Consider the following 18,626-nt stretch of genomic DNA (forward strand, 5'->3'; position numbering starts at 1 on the left):
ACGATTGAGTAATTGCCCATGAGCAAAGCGAATGCTCATTTTTCTTCTGGGAGGAAGACATGACATTGAAGACGATTTTGCTGGGCGCGTGCTCGGCGCTGGCGCTTGCCGGCATGGCCTCGGCCGAAACCCTCACGATCGCGACCGTCAACAACGGCGACATGATCCGCATGCAGGGCCTGACCTCGGAATTCACCTCGGCCAATCCCGACATCCAGGTTGAATGGGTCACACTCGAAGAAAACGTTCTGCGCGAACGTGTGACGACGGACATCGCCACGAAGGGCGGACAGTACGACATCATGACGATCGGCACTTACGAAGTTCCGATCTGGTCCAAACAAGGCTGGCTGCTGCCGCTCGAAAATCTCGGCGCAGACTACGATGTCGATGATCTGCTTCCAGCCATTCGCTCAGGCCTGACCGGCGAAGACGGCAAGCTCTATGCGGCTCCGTTCTACGGCGAATCCTCGTTCATCATGTACCGCAAGGACCTGATGGAGAAGGCCGGGCTCACCATGCCCGACGCTCCGACCTGGGAGTTTGTTGCCGACGCCGCTCGCAAGATGACGGACCGCGCCAACGACATCAACGGCATCTGCCTGCGCGGCAAGGCCGGCTGGGGCGAAAACATGGCCTTCCTGACGGCCACCTCGAACGCCTTTGGCGCCCGCTGGTTCGACGAGAACTGGAAGCCGCAATTCGATCAGCCGGAATGGAAGAATACGCTCGACTTCTACGTCAAGCTGATGAACGACGCGGGCCCGCAGGGTGCGTCCTCGAACGGCTTCAACGAAAACCTCGCGCTCTTCCAGCAGGGCAAGTGCGGCATGTGGATCGACGCCACTGTCGCCGCTTCCTTCGTGACCAACCCGAAGGACTCGACCGTCGCCGACAAGGTGGGCTTTGCGCTCGCTCCCGACACCGGTCTCGGCAAGCGCGGCAACTGGCTCTGGGCCTGGAACCTCGCCATCCCGGCAGGCACCCAGAAGGCAGAAGCTGCCGAGAAGTTTGTCTCCTGGGCGACCAGCAAGGCCTATGCGGAGCTCGTCGCTTCCAAGGAAGGCTGGGCCAATGTTCCTCCGGGCACGCGGACCTCTCTCTACGAGAACCCGGAATACCAGAAGGCGGCGCCGTTCGCGAAGATGACGCTCGACTCGATCAATGCCGCTGACCCGAAGAACCCGACCGTCAAGCCGGTGCCCTATGTCGGCGTGCAGTTCGTCGCCATCCCCGAGTTCCAGAGCCTCGGCACCTCCGTCGGCCAGCTCTTCTCGGCCGCACTTGCGGGCCAGATGTCGGTCGATGATGCGCTTGCCCAGGCTCAGAGTTCTGACGACACGCGAAATGACCCGCGGCGGCTACATCAAGTAATCCACCCTCCCGAACTACCTGCCCGGATTGCGATCCGGGCAGGAAAGGCTTCGACCGTTTGCGGCCAATGCCGGTCGTCGTCACCTAGCCTCCAACGGGCCTACGGACCTCGTCTCCGACATGGCCATCAGGGCGAGCTTCATCATGGCTACTCAAAACACACGCACCCTGGCCCGTCTGATGATGGCGCCGTCCGTCGGGCTCCTGTTGATCTGGATGATCGTGCCACTGTCGATGACGCTGTGGTTCTCGTTCCAGAACTACAATCTGCTCAACCCTGCCAATGTCAGCTTCGCTGGCCTGTTCAACTACCGCTATTTCTATACGGATCCGGCCTTCTTCCAGTCGATCTGGAACACCATGCTGATCGTCGGCGGCGTGCTGTTCATCACCATCTTCGGCGGCACGCTGCTGGCGCTGCTGCTCGACCAGCCGATTTTCGGCCAGGGGATCGTGCGTATCCTCGTCATCTCGCCCTTCTTCGTCATGCCGCCGGTCGCTGCATTGATCTGGAAAAACATGATCATGCACCCGGGCTATGGCGTGCTGGCCGACATCAACCGGGCGCTCGGCTTGAGCCCCGTCGACTGGTTCGCGCAATATCCGCTTCTGTCGATCGTCATCATCGTTGCCTGGCAATGGCTGCCGTTTGCAACGCTCATCCTGCTCACCGCCCTGCAGTCACTCGATGGCGAGCAGCAGGAAGCGGCCGAGATGGATGGTGCGCGCTTCATCGACAAGTTCATCTATCTGACGCTTCCGCATCTCGCCCGCGCAATTACCGTGGTCATCCTGATCCAGACCATCTTCCTGCTCGGGGTCTACGCGGAAATCCTGGTCACCACCAATGGCGGCCCGGGCTATGCCTCGACCAATCTCGTCTTCCTGATCTACCGAACGGCCCTTCTGGGTTACGACGTCGGCGGCGCTTCGGCGGGCGGCATCATCGCAATCATTCTCGCCAATATCGTCGCCATCTTCCTGATGCGCGCCGTCGGCAAGAACCTCGACCGGTAAGGACAAGGCCATGGCTCGCAACGTCACAACCCGGCGCAAGATCATCTTTACAGCGATTGCCTGGACGATCGCCTTCGTGATCTTCTTCCCGATCCTCTACACGCTGATCACCAGTGTGAAGACGGAAAGCGAAGCGATCCAGGGCTTCGACCTGATCCCGACCTTTACCTTCGAAAATTACGTGACGGTCCAGACACAGCGCGACTACATCAAGCCGTTCATGAACTCGGTCATCCTGTCTGTGGGCTCGACGATCCTGGCACTTTTCGTCGGCATCCCGGCCGCCTGGGCCATGGCGTTTTCGCCGACCAAGCGGACCAAGGACATCCTGATGTGGATGCTCTCGACCAAGATGATGCCTGCAGTAGCCGTGCTCGTTCCGATCTACCTGCTGTTCCGCGACTTCGGTCTGCTCGATACCCGGATTGGTCTGACGATCATGCTGACGCTGATCAACCTGCCGATTGTCATCTGGATGCTCTACACCTATTTCCGCGAGATTCCGGGCGAAATCCTCGAAGCCGCGCGAATGGACGGTGCCTCGCTTTTCAACGAGATCGTCTATGTGCTCGCGCCCATGGCCCTGCCAGGCATTGCCTCGACGCTTCTCCTCAACATCATTCTCGCCTGGAACGAAGCCTTCTGGACGATCCGTCTCACCACCACCAATGCGGCGCCGCTAACCGCCTTCATCGCCTCCTTCTCCAGTCCGCAAGGGTTGTTCTGGGCGAAACTGTCGGCCGCCTCGACGATGGCGATTGCGCCGATCGTGATCCTCGGCTGGTTCAGCCAGAAGCAACTCGTGCGCGGCCTGACCTTTGGCGCCGTCAAGTAAGGAAACCCGACCATGGGCAGCATCAAACTCGAACAGCTCTCCAAGTCCTTCGGCGAGCATGCGGTCATCCCGGGGATCGACCTTGAAATCAATGACGGTGAATTTGTCGTCTTCGTCGGGCCGTCCGGCTGCGGCAAGTCCACGTTGCTGCGCCTGATCGCCGGCCTCGAAGACGCGACCGGCGGACGCATTGTGATCGACGGCAAGGATCAAACGCATACACCGCCGGCGCAGCGCGGCCTGGCAATGGTGTTCCAGTCCTATGCACTTTATCCGCATATGAGCGTGCGCTCGAACATCGGCTTTCCGCTGAAGATGGCGAAGGTCGACCCGGCCGAGATCAACCGCAAGGTCGAGGAGGCAGCGCGCATATTGAACCTCACCGATTACCTGGAGCGCCGGCCCGGGCAACTCTCCGGCGGTCAGCGACAGCGCGTCGCTATCGGCCGTGCCATTGTCCGCAATCCCCGTTGCTTCCTGTTCGACGAGCCGCTTTCCAACCTCGATGCGGCGCTTCGCGTCGCCATGCGTCTCGAGATCACCGAACTGCATCAGAAGCTCAAGGCAACCTCGATTTACGTGACCCACGACCAGGTGGAGGCCATGACCATGGCTGACAAGATCGTGGTTCTCAACAAGGGCCGCATCGAGCAGGTGGGATCGCCGCTCGACCTCTATCGCAGCCCGGCCAATCTCTTCGTCGCCGGCTTCATCGGTTCGCCGAAGATGAACCTGATCTCTGGCAAGGCGGCTTCCGCCCATGGCGCCCACACGATTGGCATTCGGCCGGAGCATGTCACGCTCTCGCTCGACAGCGGCATGTGGCGTGGTCTTGTGACAGTCGCCGAACATCTTGGCTCCGACACGTTCCTGCATGTCGAGGTGGATGGTGTCGGCACGATCACCACGCGGACCGGAGGGGAATTCCCGGTCCGTCATGGCGACACTGTTTATGTGACACCGGATCTCAATCGACTGCACAAATTCAATGACAAGGGACTGGCAGCATGACCGGCAGATTGAGCGGAAAATCGGCAATTATCACAGGCTCAGCCCGCGGCATCGGCAGGGCCTTTGCGGAAGTCTATATTCGCGAAGGTGCAACGGCGGTTGCGATCGCCGATATCGATTTCGACCGCGCATCGGCAACGGCAACGGAGATCGGCCCTGCGGCCTATGCCGTCCGGATCGACGTCTCCGATCAGGCATCGATCGACGCAGCGATTGCTGCCTGTGTCGAACGCGCCGGCGGCATCGATATTCTGGTCAACAATGCCGCAATCTTCGATCTCGCTCCGATCGTCGAGATTTCCCGCAAGAGCTATCAACGCGTTTTCGACATCAATGTCGGAGGAACGCTGTTTACGATGCAGGCCGTGGCCAAGCAGATGATGGCGCAAGGGCGTGGTGGCAAGATCATCAACATGGCGAGCCAGGCCGGACGACGCGGCGAACCGCTGGTCGGCGTCTACTGCGCCTCGAAGGCTGCCGTCATTTCGCTCACCCAATCGGCTGGCCTCGACCTCATCAAGCACGGGATCAACGTCAACGGGATTGCGCCCGGCGTGGTCGGCAGCGAGATGTGGGACGAGGTCGACGCGCTCTTCGCAAAGTACGAAAACCGTCCGCTTGGCGAAAAGAAGAAACTTGTCGGCGAGGCGGTCCCCTTCGGCCGTATGGGCCGGGCGGAGGATCTGACCGGCATGGCAGTCTTCCTCGCATCGGCGGAAGCCGACTACATCGTCGCCCAGACCTACAATGTCGACGGCGGAAACTGGATGAGCTGACGGCTCGTGCGGCCCCCAGCCAAGGAATGCACTCATGACGATCAAACTCTCGCTTGCAACTCTGGCAGATATCGGTGACTGGGCGTCCCTGCCCTCCTATCGCCGCGAGGACATCCGTCCCGGGATCCTGCATTTCGGCGTCGGCAATTTCCACCGCGCCCATATGGCGATCTACCTGCACGAACTCTTCAACAGCGGTCGCGATCTCGATTGGGGCATTATCGGCGCTGGTGTCATGGCCTCCGACCAGCGGATGCGTGACACGCTGAAAGCCCAGGATTTCCTCACGACCGTGGTCGAGCAGGATATCGATCGCTCGGCCGCGACCATCACCGGGCCGATGCTGGATGTCATCACAGCACCGGATTTCGATCGGATCGTCGCGACGCTCGCCTCCCCCGATATCCGGATCGTTTCGATGACGATCACGGAGGGTGGGTATTTCATCGATGCGGCAACCGGCAAGTTCGATCCTGATCATCCGGCGATCGTCGCCGACGCGAAGAACCCTGGCGAGCCGAAGACGGTCTTCGGACTGATCATCGCCGGCCTCAAGGCGCGCCGCGCTGCGGGCGTTCCACCCTTCACCGTCATGTGCTGCGACAATATCCCCGGCAATGGCGAGGTGACGGAAGCCACCGTCTGCGGGTTGGCGCGCCTGTCTGATCCTGATATCGCCGACTGGATCCATCACAACGTCGCCTTTCCGAATTCCATGGTGGACCGCATCACGCCTGCGACCGGACAGCGGGAAATCGACATCACGCGAGAGAATTACGGGATCGAAGACGGCTGGCCCGTGTTCTGCGAGGGCTTCAAGCAGTGGGTGCTTGAAGACAAGTTCCCGCTGGGACGCCCTGCCCTGGAAGACGTGGGCGTGACCTTTGTGCCCGATGTGGCACCCTACGAGTTGATGAAGCTCAGGATCCTGAATGGTGGCCATGCGGCAATCGCCTATCCGGCGGCGCTGATGGACATTCATTTCGTGCATGAATCCATGGAGAACCCGCTGATCCGGGCCTTCCTGGCGAAGCTCGAAAACGACGAGATCATCCCGGTCGTGCCGCCCGTGCCCAACACCAGCTTGCAGGACTATTTCGCGCTCATCGAGAACCGATTCGCCAATCCAAAGATTGGCGACACCATCCCGCGCCTGGCGCAGGATGGCTCGAACCGTCAGCCCAAGTTCATTCTACCCTCGACGGCAGATCGTCTGGCCCAGGATCTGGACGTGCAAGGCCTTGCTCTCGTCTCGGCCCTCTGGTGCCGCTACTTCGAAGGCACGAGCGACGGCGGAAAGCCGATCGCCTTCAACGATCCAAGCGCGGAGCGGCTGCACGTGGCTGCACTCACCTCTCGGAATGATCCCATGGCCTTCATCGGGATTACCGACATCTTTGGATCCGTCGGAGCCAATCCGCAGTTCCAGAAGCGATTCGGTGAAGCGATCGCAAGCTTGCGGAGCCAAGGCGCCGCCGCTACGCTCCAGCGCTATCTCGACGGAACCCTTGCAAGCTGAGTGACCATGGACCCGCAGCCGATCCGCCTGGTGATCTTCGATTGTGACGGGGTCCTCGTCGACAGCGAAGGCATCGCGCTCGAGGTTCTGGTCGAAGCGCTGGCCGAAACGGGAATTGGATTGACGACCAACGAGGCGGCGGAGCGCTTTCTCGGGCGAAGCCTTGGTTCGCTGACAGAGGTGGTTCGATCCGAATTCGGTGTCGAGATCGATCCCGCTTTCCTGGCCGGCATGCGGGATAGGCTTTACGCGCGGTTTCGTGCGGAATTGGCAGCCCTTCCAGGGGTCGCATCCGCCATCAATTCACTCAAGGCCATGCGGGTCTCCTGCTGTGTGGCCTCGTCCAGTCAGCGGGAACGGATCGAGCTCTCCCTGTCCGTGACCGGACTTCTTCCCCGTCTCAGCCCACATATCTTCAGCGCGACGATGGTCGAACGCGGCAAACCCGCACCCGATCTCTTCCTGCATGCTGCCACCAAGATGGGTGTCGCGCCGGCGCAGTGTCTCGTGATCGAGGACAGCCCCGCCGGCATCCGTGCGGCGCAAGCCGCGGGCATGAAGGTCATCGCCTTTACCGGCGGATCCCATACCGGGAATGCCAGCTACCGGGAGGCGCTCACGCATCTGAAGCCGGATGGGCAGTTTGACGCCATGGAGAATTTGCTCCACTTTGTGCGCGGAGCGAGGAGACCGGAAGATCTGACTGATGCGTGAGCACCTCTTGGCCGTGGATGTTGGCACGGGCAGTGCACGGGCCGGGGTGTTCGATCTCAGCGGTCGGCAACTTGCCCGCTGTGTCGTCCCGATCAGCGTTCACCAGCCTCTGCCCAAGCATATGGAGCAGGACAGCGAAGAGATCTGGGCGGCAGTCTGCAGCGCGGTTAAATCTGCCCTTGCCGAAAGCGGAATCTCTGCTGACGAAATACTGGCCCTCGGGTTCGATGCCACATGTTCGCTTGTCGTGCGTGACCGCGATGGGCGCCCGCTTTCGGTCTCGGAAACACGCTCGCCGAACCTCGACACCATCTTGTGGATGGACCATCGGGCGCTTGAGGAAACCGAATACTGCAACGCGATCGCCGATCCGCTGCTCGAACGCTTTGGCGGACGGCTTTCGGTCGAGATGCAGATCCCGAAACTGCTCTGGCTCAAAAGGCACAGAGCGGATCTCTGGGCCGAAAGCGCACAAATATTCGATCTCTGCGACTTCCTGACCTGGCGCGCGACCGGCTCCGAGAAACGTAGCCATTCAGCGCTCGCCTCGAAATGGGGCTATATGCCGGAGGCGCCCGGTGGGCCACCGATCGACTACTACCGGAAAGTTGGACTCGGCGATGTCATGGAGCGAGCGGGGCTGCCGCCCCTTTCGGAACAGCCGGGTCAGGCGATCGGCTGCCTCTCCCGAACCAGCGCCGCGGAACTTGGTCTCGACGAGCAGTGCCTTGTCGCCCCGGGGCTGATCGATGCTTACGCGGGAACTGTCGGCCTCTTCGCCGCGGGGGAACGGCCGAACGTCACGCTCGATGCCGAAGCCGTGCTGATTGCAGGCACTTCGAGCTGCATCGTGCGGCTTTCGAGCGAGCCTGTGTCCGGCACCGGCTGCTGGGGCGCCTTTCGGGATGCCGCGATTGCCGGCCTCTGGCTGACGGAGGCCGGGCAGTCTGCCTCGGGTGCCTTCCTGGACCACATTGTAACGCAACATCCGGCCGGCGGGATTCCCATGAAGGCACGCCACCGGGCAATCCTCGACGGGATCGCCGAGTGTCTGGCGAGCGAGGGACCAGATTTCGGTCTGCCGATCAGCGTCCTGCCGGACCTGCACGGTACACGCTCACCCGTGTCCGATCCGATGCTCACCGGGACAATCGCGGGGCTCGATCTCGATCGCAGTGAGCGCTCCCTTCTCAGGCTCTACTGGAGAAGCTGCGTGGCGCTTGCCTGCAGCATCCGCCATATCATCGACCATCAGCCGCGCCGTGCGGGAGCGCCGCGACAGCTTCTGTTGGCCGGCGGCCTGGCCGACCATCCGCTTCTGGCGCAACTCTATGCCGATGCGACCGGCTGCGATGTCTTCGTGCCGATCGACTGCGACGCCGTTCTGCTCGGCTGCGCACTGCATGCGGCTGTTGCCGCTGGCGCCTTTTCGACTTCTGCCGAAGCGGGGAGCCGGATGCGGTATGCCATGAAGCACTTTCCTCCATCGCCGAAGCGGCAACAAGCTCTCGCGCGGGATCACGCGCTGCTCTTGGCCATGATGCGGCATCGCGAAGAACTCGCGACGCTTGCAAGCCCTCAAGGCAGAACGCCGGACGCCGTTTCCCTGGCCATCTGATCCCACGCGGCCTCAAGAGTTGAGGTCTCGGCCGCGTGCAGTCAACAGAACACCGGATCCGACGGCGCATCGGTGCCCTCTTGCGCCGAAGCTTGGAACCTGCCATGTTGCCTATACAACTTGCAAAGGTTTCGAGATGAGAGCTTCTCAAAGTCTGTTCTGTGAGCGCGTGCTTCTGCCCGAGGGCTGGGCAAGCGATGTGACAATCGGGATCGATCAGAGCGGTTCGATAGCCTCGATCGAACGCGGCACGGTGCATGGGCCAGATTCAACCATGCTGGCCGGACCCGTGGTTCCAGCGCTGCAAAACCTGCATTCTCACGGGTTTCAGCGGGCAATGGCCGGTCTCGCCGAGATCGCCGGCTCAACCGATGACAGCTTCTGGACATGGCGTGACACCATGTATCGGCTGGTCGGGCGCATGTCGCCCGACGATGTCGAGGCTGTTACGACAAAGTTGTATAGTGAACTTCTGAAAGGTGGTTTCGGTCATGTCACTGAATTCCACTATTTCCACCATGCTTTGCCTGAGGTCGGCACGTCCGACGGCTTCGAGATGTCCAGCCGTATCCTGCGTTCGGCGGAGACGGCCGGGATAGGCCTGACGCACCTGCCGGTTTTCTATGCCCATGCCGGCTTCGGAGGGCTCGAGCCCAATGCAGGACAGCGTCCGTTCATTCATAGCGTCGACAGTTTCCTGGCTCTTCTCGATCGGCTGGCGCCTGCTTGCACGACTGCCGATGTGCGCCTTGGTCTGGCCATCCATTCGCTGCGGGCGGCGACGCCGGACGAGATGCGCGCGGTGCTCTCGGCGGAGCAAACTGGCGGGCCCATCCATATTCATGTGGCCGAACAGGAACGGGAGGTGGAGGACTGCCTTGCCTGGAGCGGCCGCCGGCCGGTCAGCTATCTGCTCGACGAGTTTGCGCTCGATGAGCGCTGGTGTGCCATCCATGCGACGCACATGACGGCGGAGGAGACGGCACGGCTGGCGAAGTCCGGAGCGGTCGCGGGTCTCTGCCCGGCCACCGAAGCCAATCTCGGCGACGGGATCTATCCCGCAACGGACTTCATGGCCTTGGGCGGGCGCTTCGGGATCGGCACGGACAGCCATGTCGCCACCTCCGTGGCGGAGGAATTGCGCGTGCTGGAATACGGACAGCGGCTGCGCGATCGACGCCGCAACCGGCTTGTATCCGGTCCTGGTGCCTCGGTCGGCCGCACGCTGATCGACGCAAGTCTGTCTGGCGGCGCCCAGGCTGCGGGTCTCAAGACGAGCGGTATTCGCGTCGGCGCGCGCGCCGATCTCGTCGTGCTCGACGGTGCCAACCCTTTCATCGCTGCTGCCAAAGACGATCAGATCCTCGACCGCTGGATCTTTGCGCTCGCCAGCGAGGCCGTGCGCGACGTGATGGTTCGCGGGAACTTCGTGGTTCGGGAGGGTCGCCACCGTGCCGAAGAGCGCATCGACGGCGACTTTGCCCGCGCGCTGAAGAGGATCCTGCAATGAGTTTCATTTGCCGGCGAATTCTTTTCAGCAGATGGAGCGCCTGATGGTGCAGACGATCACTCTCGATAAGGTGCTGACTTCAGATGCGATCGCCGCGATTGCCGAGGGCGCCAGGCTGGCCTTAAGCGAAACGGCGCGGCAGCGGATCCTCAAAGCCCGCGCAATCGTTGAAGCCCTGGTCGACCAAGGTATCCGTGGCTATGGGATCAATACCGGCGTTGGCGCACTTTGCGACGTGGTAATCGATCGTGCGGAGCAGGCAGCGCTTTCCCGCAATCTGCTGTTCAGCCATTCCTGTGGCGTGGGCGAACCGCTCGGGCGGGTGGAAACACGCGCGATCATGGCAGCCCAGGTCGCCAATTTCGCGCATGGTTATTCGGGCATCCGGCTTGAGGTCGTCGAGACACTCATCGCCCTCCTGAACAAGGATATGCTCCCGGTGATCCCGTCCAGGGGTTCCGTCGGTTACCTGACGCATGGCGCGGCCATCGGGCTGGTCCTGATCGGATCAGGGGAATGCCGTCATGACGGCAAGCTAATGTCGGGCGCAGACGCGCTGGCCGCGCTTGATATCAAGCCGCTGGTGCTCCAGGCGAAGGAAGGTCTGAGCCTGATCAACGGTACACCCTGCGCCACCGGCCTTGCTTCGCTTGCCGTCACCAGGCTCGCGCATCTCGTCGACTGGGCAGATGCAGCAGCGGCGATGACCTATGAGAACCTCGGCGCGCAATGCGATCCATTTGCGGAGATGCCGCTTTCCCTGCGGAAGTCCGATGGGCTGCAGCAGGTCGGGCAGAACTTGCGGACATTGCTGGCCGGAAGCGCGCTTCTGGCGGAATCTGCGGGCAAGCGGACGCAGGATCCGCTCAGCCTCAGGGCCGTGCCGCATGTGCATGGCGCGGTGCGCGATGCGCTCGCGGAGGCCCGCGCGGTGGTGGATCGGGAGCTTGCGAGCGTCACCGACAACCCCGCCGTGAGCGGATCGCCTGAAGACCCGAAAGTCCATTCGCAGGCGCATGCGGTCGGTGCCGCCCTTGGGCTCGCCATGGATCATCTGGCGACGGCCGCAGCCGAACTCGCCGCCATTTCCGAGCGGCGGATCGACCGGCTGGTCAACCCGCTGGTGAGCGGCCTGCCGGCCTTCCTCGCCTCGGGCAGCGGCGTCGAATCCGGCTTCATGATCATTCAGTATACAGCGGCAGCACTGGTGGCTGAAAACCGCCGGCTCGCGATGCCGGCAAGCCTCGATGGTGGCATCACTTCAGGCCTGCAGGAAGACATCCTGACCCATGCGACGCCTGCTGCGGCCAAGGCATTGGCGATTGTCGATAATCTTGAGACCGTGCTTGCCATCGAACTGACCGCCGCCGCGCAGGCCCATGACCTGCAGTCTTCCAAGGCGGCCAAGGCTCCGATGACGCAAGGGATCTACGAGCGGCTCCGCCGTGTGGTGCCCTTCTACCGGGACGACCGGCCCTTGAACAGCGACATCCAGCAGATCCGGACACTCCTGAAGACGACGGCCGCCTGGTCCGAAAGCGAGGGTGCATGACGACTATCCTCACCAATGCACGGCTCGCGACCATGTCGCCTGACCGGCCACGGCTCGGCATGATCGAGAATGGCAGGGTGATGATCGAGGGCGGGCGGATTGTCGCTGTCGGCGATGCGGACGAGATCGCGATCCCCGGTAGCGCCGAGGTGATCGACTGCGAGGGGCGCTGGGTGACGCCGGGCCTGATCGATTGCCATACGCATCTGGTGCATGCCGGCAATCGGGCACGTGAATTCGAAATGCGTCTTGCCGGCGCTTCCTATGAGGAAATCGCACGCGCCGGCGGAGGCATCGTCTCGTCCGTGCGCCAGGTGCGCGAGGCGAGCGAGGCGGAACTTGTCTCGCAAACGCTTCCCCGGCTCGATGCGCTGATCGCCGAGGGTGTGACGACCGTTGAGGTCAAGTCCGGCTATGGGCTCACCGTTGAAGACGAGCTCAAGATACTGCGTGCCGCCCGACAGCTCGGAGACGAGCGTCGGGTCTCCATTACCACGACCTATCTCGGAGCGCATGCAACGCCTGCCGACTACAAGGGGCGCAATCGCGCCTTCATCGAGGAGGTTGTGCTGCCGGGCCTGAGGGCTGCCAAGGTGCAAGGACTGGTCGATGCGGTGGACGGCTTTTGCGAAGGCATCGCCTTTTCTCCTGAGGAGATGCGGATTGTCTTCGATGCGGCGAAATCTCTCGGACTGCCGGTAAAACTGCATGCTGACCAGCTGTCGGATCTGCAGGGGGCAGCGCTTGCCGCCGGGTATCAGGCGCTGTCAGCCGACCATCTGGAATACACCGATGAGGACGGCGCAGCAGCAATGACCAAGGCCGGAACCGTCGCGGTGCTGCTGCCCGGCGCCTACTATTTCATCCGCGAAACGAAGAAGCCGCCGATCGATCTGTTCCGCAAACACGGAACGGCAATCGCGCTTGCCACGGACTGCAATCCCGGCACCTCGCCGCTGACCTCCCTGCTACTGACCATGAACATGGCGGCCACGCTGTTTCACATGACGGTCGAGGAATGCCTTCTCGGCGTGAGCCGCAATGCCGCCCGCGCGCTCGGACGTCTTGACACGGTCGGCACCATCGAGGTCGGCAAGCAAGCCGACCTTGCCATCTGGTCGGTCGAGAGCCCGGCGGAACTTGTCTACCGCATCGGCTTCAACCCGCTGCATCAGCGCATCTGGAACGGCCACATCACCAAAGGAATTCTGTCGTGACCATTACGCTTCACCCCGGCCGCGTCTCTCTCGCCGAACTGGCGCAGATCTACTGGAGCGGCGAAAGTGCCGTGCTCGACCGCAGCTTCGACGCCGGCATTGAGAAGGCGGCCGCACGGATTGCGGAAATCGCCGCCGGCAACGCGCCGGTCTACGGCATCAATACCGGCTTCGGCAAACTCGCCTCGATCAAGATCGATGCGGCCGACACGGAGACACTGCAGCGCAATCTGATCCTGTCGCATTGCTGCGGCGTGGGCCAGCCGCTGGCGGACAATATCGTGCGCCTGATCATGGCGCTGAAGCTGATCTCGCTCGGTCGCGGCGCCTCCGGCGTTCGCCTTGACCTGGTGCGGCTGATCGAAGGCATGCTGGACAAGGGTGTCACCCCGCTCATTCCAGAGAAAGGCTCCGTCGGTGCATCCGGCGATCTCGCACCGCTTGCGCATATGGCCGCTGTGATGATGGGAGAGGCCGAGGCCTTCTATCAGGGCGAACGGCTTTCCGGCGCCGAGGCGTTGAAGCGTGCGGGGCTGACGCCCGTCGTGCTGGCGGCCAAGGAAGGTCTGGCGCTGATCAACGGCACGCAGGCCTCGACGGCGCTGGCGCTGGCAGGCCTCTTCCGCGCCCATCGTGCCGCACAGGCAGCACTGATCACCGGCGCGCTCTCGACGGATGCAGCCATGGGCTCGTCAGCGCCCTTCACCGCTGACATCCATACACTGCGCGGCCACAAGGGCCAGATCGATACGGCAGCGGCATTGCGGGGCCTGCTCGCCGGTTCGGTGATCCGGGAAAGCCATCTGGACGGCGACGAACGTGTGCAGGATCCCTATTGCATCCGTTGCCAGCCGCAGGTCGACGGCGCCTGCCTCGACCTGTTGCGCATGACGGGCCGGACACTCGAAATCGAAGCGAACGCCGTCACCGACAATCCGCTGGTGCTTTCCGACATGAGCGTCGTCTCTGGCGGCAACTTCCATGCCGAGCCCGTGGCCTTCGCTGCCGACCAGATCGCGATTGCCGTCTGCGAGATCGGCGCGATCGCACAACGGCGCATCGCACTTTTGGTCGATCCGGCCCTGTCCTACGGGCTGCCGGCCTTCCTCGCCAAGAGACCGGGGCTCAACTCCGGTCTGATGATCGCGGAGGTCACGTCGGCTGCCCTGATGAGTGAAAACAAGCAGATGGCCCATCCGGCCTCGGTCAATTCGACGCCGACATCCGCCAATCAGGAAGACCATGTCTCGATGGCCTGCCATGGGGCACGGCGCCTGCTGCAGATGACCGACAACCTCTTCTCGATCATCGGCATCGAGGCGCTGACCGCCGCCCAGGGCGTGGAATTCCGCGAGCCCCTGACGACGAGCCCGGAACTGAGACGTGTGATCTCCACCTTGCGTGCCCATGTCGCCACACTGGAAGAGGACCGCTACATGGCGCCCGATCTCGAGGCCGCCGGTCGCCTGGTGGCGGATGGGACCTTGGTTTCGGCCGTCTCCGCCGGATTGCTGCCGGGGCTGGAGGGCTGAGATGGCCGTCTTCGAAATCACCCAAGGCAACTCGCCCGTCATTCTCGCCTTCCCGCATACGGGCACGGATGTCCCACCCGCGATCTGGGATCGGCTTGATGACAACGGCAAACTGCTGGCCGATACCGACTGGCATATCCATGAGCTCTATGCCGGGTTGTTGCCGGATGCGACGACGGTCCGGGCGACCTTCCATCGCTATGTGATCGATGCGAACCGCGACCCTGATGGCGTGAGCCTCTATCCGGGGCAGAACACCACCGGCCTCGTTCCGGAAACGGATTTCGACGGGGTGGCGATCTGGAAAAGCGGCGAAGAGCCGAGCGAGGGCGATATCGCCAATCGGCTGGCAGGCTTCCATCAGCCCTATCATGCGGCGCTGAAGGCTGAAATCGAGCGCGTGAAAGCGTTGCATGGCGTGGCGGTGCTCTATGACTGCCATTCGATCCGTTCGTTGATCCCCTTCCTGTTTGAAGGGCCTCTGCCGGATTTCAACATCGGCACGGACATGGGCCGCACCTGCGATGTCAGGATCGAGAAAGCCGCCGCCGAGATCGCCGGTCGGGCCGAGGGCTACAGGTCTGTGGTCAACGGCCGCTTCAAAGGCGGCTGGACGACACGGCATTACGGGCGGCCGGAGACCGGCGTGCACGCCATCCAGATGGAACTGGCGCAGATCACGCATCTCGCCACCGAGGCACCACCCTTCGCCTATGACGCCGGAAAGGCCGAGGCGCTGCGACGCCATCTCAAGGACATTCTGACAACCATCGAAGCCATCGCGCTCGATCTGAAACGCTGAGGAGCGAGGACCATGAGCAATCCCAGACACAATATCCGCGACGTCCGCGCCGCCACCGGAACCGAACTCTCGGCCAAGAGCTGGATGACGGAAGCGCCGCTGCGCATGTTGATGAACAATCTCGATCCCGATGTTGCCGAGCGGCCGCATGAGCTGGTCGTTTATGGCGGCATCGGGCGTGCCGCCCGCACCTGGGAGGATTTCGACCGGATCGTCGAGACGCTGAAGACGCTGACTGAGGAAGAGACGCTGATCGTCCAGTCGGGCAAGCCGGTCGGCGTGTTCCGCACCCACAAGGATGCGCCGCGCGTGCTGATTGCCAATTCCAACCTCGTGCCGCATTGGGCAACCTGGGATCACTTCAACGAGCTGGATAAGAAGGGACTGGCCATGTACGGTCAGATGACCGCCGGCTCGTGGATCTATATCGGCACCCAGGGCATCGTGCAGGGCACCTATGAGACCTTCGTGGAGGCTGGCCGCCAGCACTATAACGGCAATCTCAAGGGCAAGTGGATCCTGACCGGAGGCCTTGGCGGCATGGGTGGTGCCCAGCCACTCGCCGCCGTCATGGCCGGCGCCTGCTGCCTTGCCGTCGAGTGCGACGAGACCCGCATCGATTTCCGCCTGCGCACCCGTTACGTCGACGCCAAGGCGCATACGCTGGACGAGGCGCTTGCCCTGATCGACCAGTGGACGAAGGCCGGCGAAGCCAAATCCGTCGGCCTCGTCGGCAATGCCGCCGATATCTTCCCGGAACTCGTTCGCCGTGGCGTGCGCCCCGACATCGTCACCGACCAGACCTCGGCCCATGATCCAATCCACGGCTATCTGCCGGTCGGCTGGACGGTTGCTGAATGGCGGGCGAAGCAGGAAAGCGATCCCAAGGCGGTGGAAGTCGCCGCCCGCGCCTCGATGAAGATCCATGTGCAGGCGATGGTCGACTTCTGGAACATGGGCATTCCGACGCTCGACTACGGCAACAACATTCGCCAGGTCGCCAAGGAAGAAGGCTTCGAGAATGCCTTTGCCTTCCCCGGCTTCGTGCCGGCCTATATCCGGCCGCTCTTCTGCCGTGGCATCGGCCCGTTCCGCTGGGCGGCCCTTTCGGGTGATCCAGAGGATATCTACAAGACGGATGCCAAGGTGAAGGAGCTGCTGCCGGACAACACGCATCTGCACAACTGGCTGGACATGGCGCGCGAGCGCATCGCCTTCCAGGGTCTGCCCGCCCGCATCTGCTGGGTCGGCCTCGGCGATCGCCACAAGCTCGGCCTCGCCTTCAACGAGATGGTGCGTAATGGCGAGCTCAAGGCACCCGTCGTCATCGGTCGCGATCATCTCGATTCCGGTTCTGTCGCCTCGCCCAACCGCGAGACGGAAGCGATGAAGGACGGCTCGGACGCCGTGTCCGACTGGCCGCTTCTGAACGCGCTGCTCAACTGCGCCTCGGGTGCGACCTGGGTCTCGCTGCATCATGGCGGCGGCGTCGGCATGGGCTTTTCACAGCATTCCGGCATGGTCATCTGCGCCGATGGCACGGACGATGCTGCACGCCGGCTGGAGCGGGTGCTGTGGAACGATCCGGCGACCGGCGTGATGCGCCATGCCGATGCGGGCTATGACATCGCGCTCGACTGCGCCAAGGAAAAAGGCCTTCGTCTGCCCGGCATTCTCGGCAATTGAGGGGACGCGAAACGCCCATGTCCATCCGCATCCAGCGCTTCGACGAGCACCTTAAGATGCCCTGGAAAAACGGGCTGGGGATCACCCGCGAGGTGATCTCCAGGCCTGCTTCGGATGGAGCCGGCGGGTTCGACTGGCGAATCAGTCTTGCGACCGTCGGGACCTCCGGTCCGTTCTCGGTCTTTGCCGGGATCGACAGGACGATAGCCGTTCTGCAAGGCGACGGCATGCAGTTGACGGTCGATGGGAGGCGGGAGCCGCCGCTACTCGTGGGCTCGCCTCCCTTCGCCTTTTCCGGCGATGCGGAAGTGCAGGCCGATTGTCTTGGAGGAGAGACGCTCGACCTCAATGTCATGAGCCGTCGCGGGTTTTTCGTTCATCGCATGACGAAGATCGACGTCTCAGCCGCACAGACGCTTTCGGTGTCGGGGGACACCGTCGCAATCGTGTTTCGGGGTGATGCCCGGGTGACGATCGATAGCCTGCGATCAGATGTCGGGCTCGGCGATATCATGATCTCAGAGCAGGCGCCATTCGAGTTCACCGTCGAGCCTCGCGCGGCTGATTGCACGCTCTACAGCATCGAAGTAACTGCCGCTCTGGATAGGGCTTTTGAAGCCGAACCGGTTGCCTAGACAAGGCCTGTGCCGATAAGGGAATGCCCGAAGTGCTGCGGCGAGAAACCGGCAAGATCGCTTCGCCACCATCAGGATCGACCCACCATGTCCGACGACCAGCCAGGCTTTGCACTCCCCGAGGAACGGCAGGATACGCCGCTCTACGAGCAGATGAAGTCCGAGATCAAGGCGCGGATTGAGGGTGGCGAATGGCCGATCAATTTCCGAATTCCCTCCGAAAACGAGCTCGTCGAGATGCTGGGGGTGAGCCGGATGACGGCGCATCGGGCGCTGCGGGAACTGGCCAGCGAAGGCGTCATCGTGCGGGTCCAGGGGCGCGGCTCCTTCGTTGCACCGAAGAAGCGTCGGGCCAATGTCAGCGACGTGCGCAACATCGCCGAGGAGATCGCCGAGCGCGGCGGCCAACATTCCGTAGAGATCGTGCTGATGCAGGCGGAAGTTTGCGATCACGATCTGGCGGACAGGCTGGAAGTGGAGGCCGGCACATCAGCCTTTCATTCGGTCATCGTGCACAAGGAGGACGACCTGCCGATCCAGCTCGAGGATCGCTTCGTCCATGCGGAGCTTGCGCCCGCCTATCTCGATCAGGATTTCCTGGCGATGACGCCGAATGCCTATCTGAGCGGTATCGCGCCGATTTCGCGTGCCGAGCAGTTCGTTGAGGCGGTACTTCCACAGCCCTGGGAATGCCGGCTGCTGGCCATCGCAAGGTCCGAACCCTGTCTTCTGGTGCGGCGTCGGACCTGGTCCGGCGACCGGCTGGTGACATCCGTTCGGCTTCTCTATCCGGGTAGCCGCTACAGTCTCGAAAGTTCTTATTGAGCC

15 protein-coding genes and 1 pseudogene are annotated in these 18,626 nt (G+C 62.5%); all 16 read left to right on the plus strand.

Annotated elements, in window-relative coordinates; translation table 11 throughout:
* Positions 1-59 precede the first annotated feature (59 nt).
* Positions 60-1,374: pseudogene (locus SJY08_RS18470) on the plus strand (ABC transporter substrate-binding protein).
* 144 nt (positions 1,375-1,518) lie between these two features.
* Positions 1,519-2,391, plus strand: coding sequence for a carbohydrate ABC transporter permease (locus SJY08_RS18475; protein ID WP_069043978.1), 873 nt, complete (start codon positions 1,519-1,521; stop codon positions 2,389-2,391).
* A 10-nt stretch (positions 2,392-2,401) separates the two neighbouring features.
* Positions 2,402-3,226 carry a carbohydrate ABC transporter permease gene (locus SJY08_RS18480; RefSeq protein ID WP_054149341.1) on the plus strand — a complete coding sequence of 275 codons (825 nt, stop codon included), beginning with the start codon at positions 2,402-2,404 and terminating at the stop codon, positions 3,224-3,226.
* Between the two features lie 12 nt (positions 3,227-3,238).
* Positions 3,239-4,237 (plus strand): ABC transporter ATP-binding protein, encoded by a 999-nt coding sequence (locus SJY08_RS18485; protein WP_069042658.1) that lies wholly within the window; start codon positions 3,239-3,241, stop codon positions 4,235-4,237.
* Positions 4,234-5,013, plus strand: a complete 780-nt coding sequence (locus SJY08_RS18490) for an L-iditol 2-dehydrogenase (RefSeq protein ID WP_377277463.1) — start codon at positions 4,234-4,236, stop codon at positions 5,011-5,013. Before SJY08_RS18485 ends, SJY08_RS18490 begins: the two co-directional genes overlap by 4 nt.
* Before the next feature lie 34 nt (positions 5,014-5,047).
* Positions 5,048-6,532, plus strand: coding sequence for a mannitol dehydrogenase family protein (locus SJY08_RS18495; protein ID WP_377277465.1), 1,485 nt, complete (start codon positions 5,048-5,050; stop codon positions 6,530-6,532).
* A 6-nt stretch (positions 6,533-6,538) separates the two neighbouring features.
* Positions 6,539-7,246, plus strand: coding sequence for an HAD family hydrolase (locus SJY08_RS18500; protein WP_377277467.1), 708 nt, complete (start codon positions 6,539-6,541; stop codon positions 7,244-7,246).
* On the plus strand, positions 7,239-8,864 hold the full coding sequence (locus tag SJY08_RS18505) for an FGGY family pentulose kinase (RefSeq protein ID WP_377277469.1): 1,626 nt from the start codon (positions 7,239-7,241) through the stop codon (positions 8,862-8,864). Before SJY08_RS18500 ends, SJY08_RS18505 begins: the two co-directional genes overlap by 8 nt.
* Before the next feature lie 136 nt (positions 8,865-9,000).
* The gene (hutF, locus tag SJY08_RS18510; protein WP_377277470.1) at positions 9,001-10,374 is read left to right on the plus strand and encodes a formimidoylglutamate deiminase; all 1,374 of its coding nucleotides are present in this window, start codon (positions 9,001-9,003) and stop codon (positions 10,372-10,374) included.
* A gap of 43 nt (positions 10,375-10,417) precedes the next feature.
* Positions 10,418-11,926 carry a histidine ammonia-lyase gene (gene hutH, locus SJY08_RS18515; protein WP_377277472.1) on the plus strand — a complete coding sequence of 503 codons (1,509 nt, stop codon included), beginning with the start codon at positions 10,418-10,420 and terminating at the stop codon, positions 11,924-11,926.
* Positions 11,923-13,143, plus strand: coding sequence for an imidazolonepropionase (gene hutI / locus SJY08_RS18520; protein ID WP_377277474.1), 1,221 nt, complete (start codon positions 11,923-11,925; stop codon positions 13,141-13,143). The genes hutH (SJY08_RS18515) and hutI overlap by 4 nt, the downstream gene beginning before the upstream one ends.
* Entirely contained in the window at positions 13,140-14,675 is a 1,536-nt protein-coding gene (hutH, locus tag SJY08_RS18525) for a histidine ammonia-lyase (protein WP_377277475.1), read from the plus strand. Before hutI ends, hutH (SJY08_RS18525) begins: the two co-directional genes overlap by 4 nt.
* 1 nt (position 14,676) lies before the next feature.
* The gene (hutG, locus tag SJY08_RS18530) at positions 14,677-15,477 is read left to right on the plus strand and encodes an N-formylglutamate deformylase (protein ID WP_377277477.1); all 801 of its coding nucleotides are present in this window, start codon (positions 14,677-14,679) and stop codon (positions 15,475-15,477) included.
* Positions 15,478-15,489: 12 nt separating this feature from the next.
* On the plus strand, positions 15,490-17,163 hold the full coding sequence (hutU, locus tag SJY08_RS18535; protein WP_377277479.1) for a urocanate hydratase: 1,674 nt from the start codon (positions 15,490-15,492) through the stop codon (positions 17,161-17,163).
* Between the two features lie 17 nt (positions 17,164-17,180).
* Entirely contained in the window at positions 17,181-17,798 is a 618-nt protein-coding gene (locus SJY08_RS18540; RefSeq protein ID WP_300889371.1) for a HutD family protein, read from the plus strand.
* A gap of 87 nt (positions 17,799-17,885) precedes the next feature.
* Positions 17,886-18,623 carry a histidine utilization repressor gene (hutC, locus tag SJY08_RS18545; protein WP_377277481.1) on the plus strand — a complete coding sequence of 246 codons (738 nt, stop codon included), beginning with the start codon at positions 17,886-17,888 and terminating at the stop codon, positions 18,621-18,623.
* Positions 18,624-18,626 lie beyond the last annotated feature (3 nt).

It is taken from the genome of Rhizobium sp. R86522 (assembly GCF_042466255.1).
Taxonomy (GTDB): domain Bacteria; phylum Pseudomonadota; class Alphaproteobacteria; order Rhizobiales; family Rhizobiaceae; genus Allorhizobium.

Coding starts and splice junctions, on each gene's coding strand:
- SJY08_RS18490 (WP_377277463.1), top strand. CDS start 4,234: ATGACCGGCAGATTGAGCGGAAAATCGGCAATTATCACAGGCTCAGCC.
- hutG (WP_377277477.1), top strand. CDS start 14,677: ATGGCCGTCTTCGAAATCACCCAAGGCAACTCGCCCGTCATTCTCGCC.
- hutI (WP_377277474.1), top strand. CDS start 11,923: ATGACGACTATCCTCACCAATGCACGGCTCGCGACCATGTCGCCTGAC.
- hutH (WP_377277472.1), top strand. CDS start 10,418: ATGGTGCAGACGATCACTCTCGATAAGGTGCTGACTTCAGATGCGATC.
- SJY08_RS18480 (WP_054149341.1), top strand. CDS start 2,402: ATGGCTCGCAACGTCACAACCCGGCGCAAGATCATCTTTACAGCGATT.
- hutU (WP_377277479.1), top strand. CDS start 15,490: ATGAGCAATCCCAGACACAATATCCGCGACGTCCGCGCCGCCACCGGA.
- hutF (WP_377277470.1), top strand. CDS start 9,001: ATGAGAGCTTCTCAAAGTCTGTTCTGTGAGCGCGTGCTTCTGCCCGAG.
- SJY08_RS18500 (WP_377277467.1), top strand. CDS start 6,539: ATGGACCCGCAGCCGATCCGCCTGGTGATCTTCGATTGTGACGGGGTC.
- SJY08_RS18475 (WP_069043978.1), top strand. CDS start 1,519: ATGGCTACTCAAAACACACGCACCCTGGCCCGTCTGATGATGGCGCCG.
- SJY08_RS18495 (WP_377277465.1), top strand. CDS start 5,048: ATGACGATCAAACTCTCGCTTGCAACTCTGGCAGATATCGGTGACTGG.
- SJY08_RS18540 (WP_300889371.1), top strand. CDS start 17,181: ATGTCCATCCGCATCCAGCGCTTCGACGAGCACCTTAAGATGCCCTGG.
- SJY08_RS18485 (WP_069042658.1), top strand. CDS start 3,239: ATGGGCAGCATCAAACTCGAACAGCTCTCCAAGTCCTTCGGCGAGCAT.
- hutC (WP_377277481.1), top strand. CDS start 17,886: ATGTCCGACGACCAGCCAGGCTTTGCACTCCCCGAGGAACGGCAGGAT.
- SJY08_RS18505 (WP_377277469.1), top strand. CDS start 7,239: ATGCGTGAGCACCTCTTGGCCGTGGATGTTGGCACGGGCAGTGCACGG.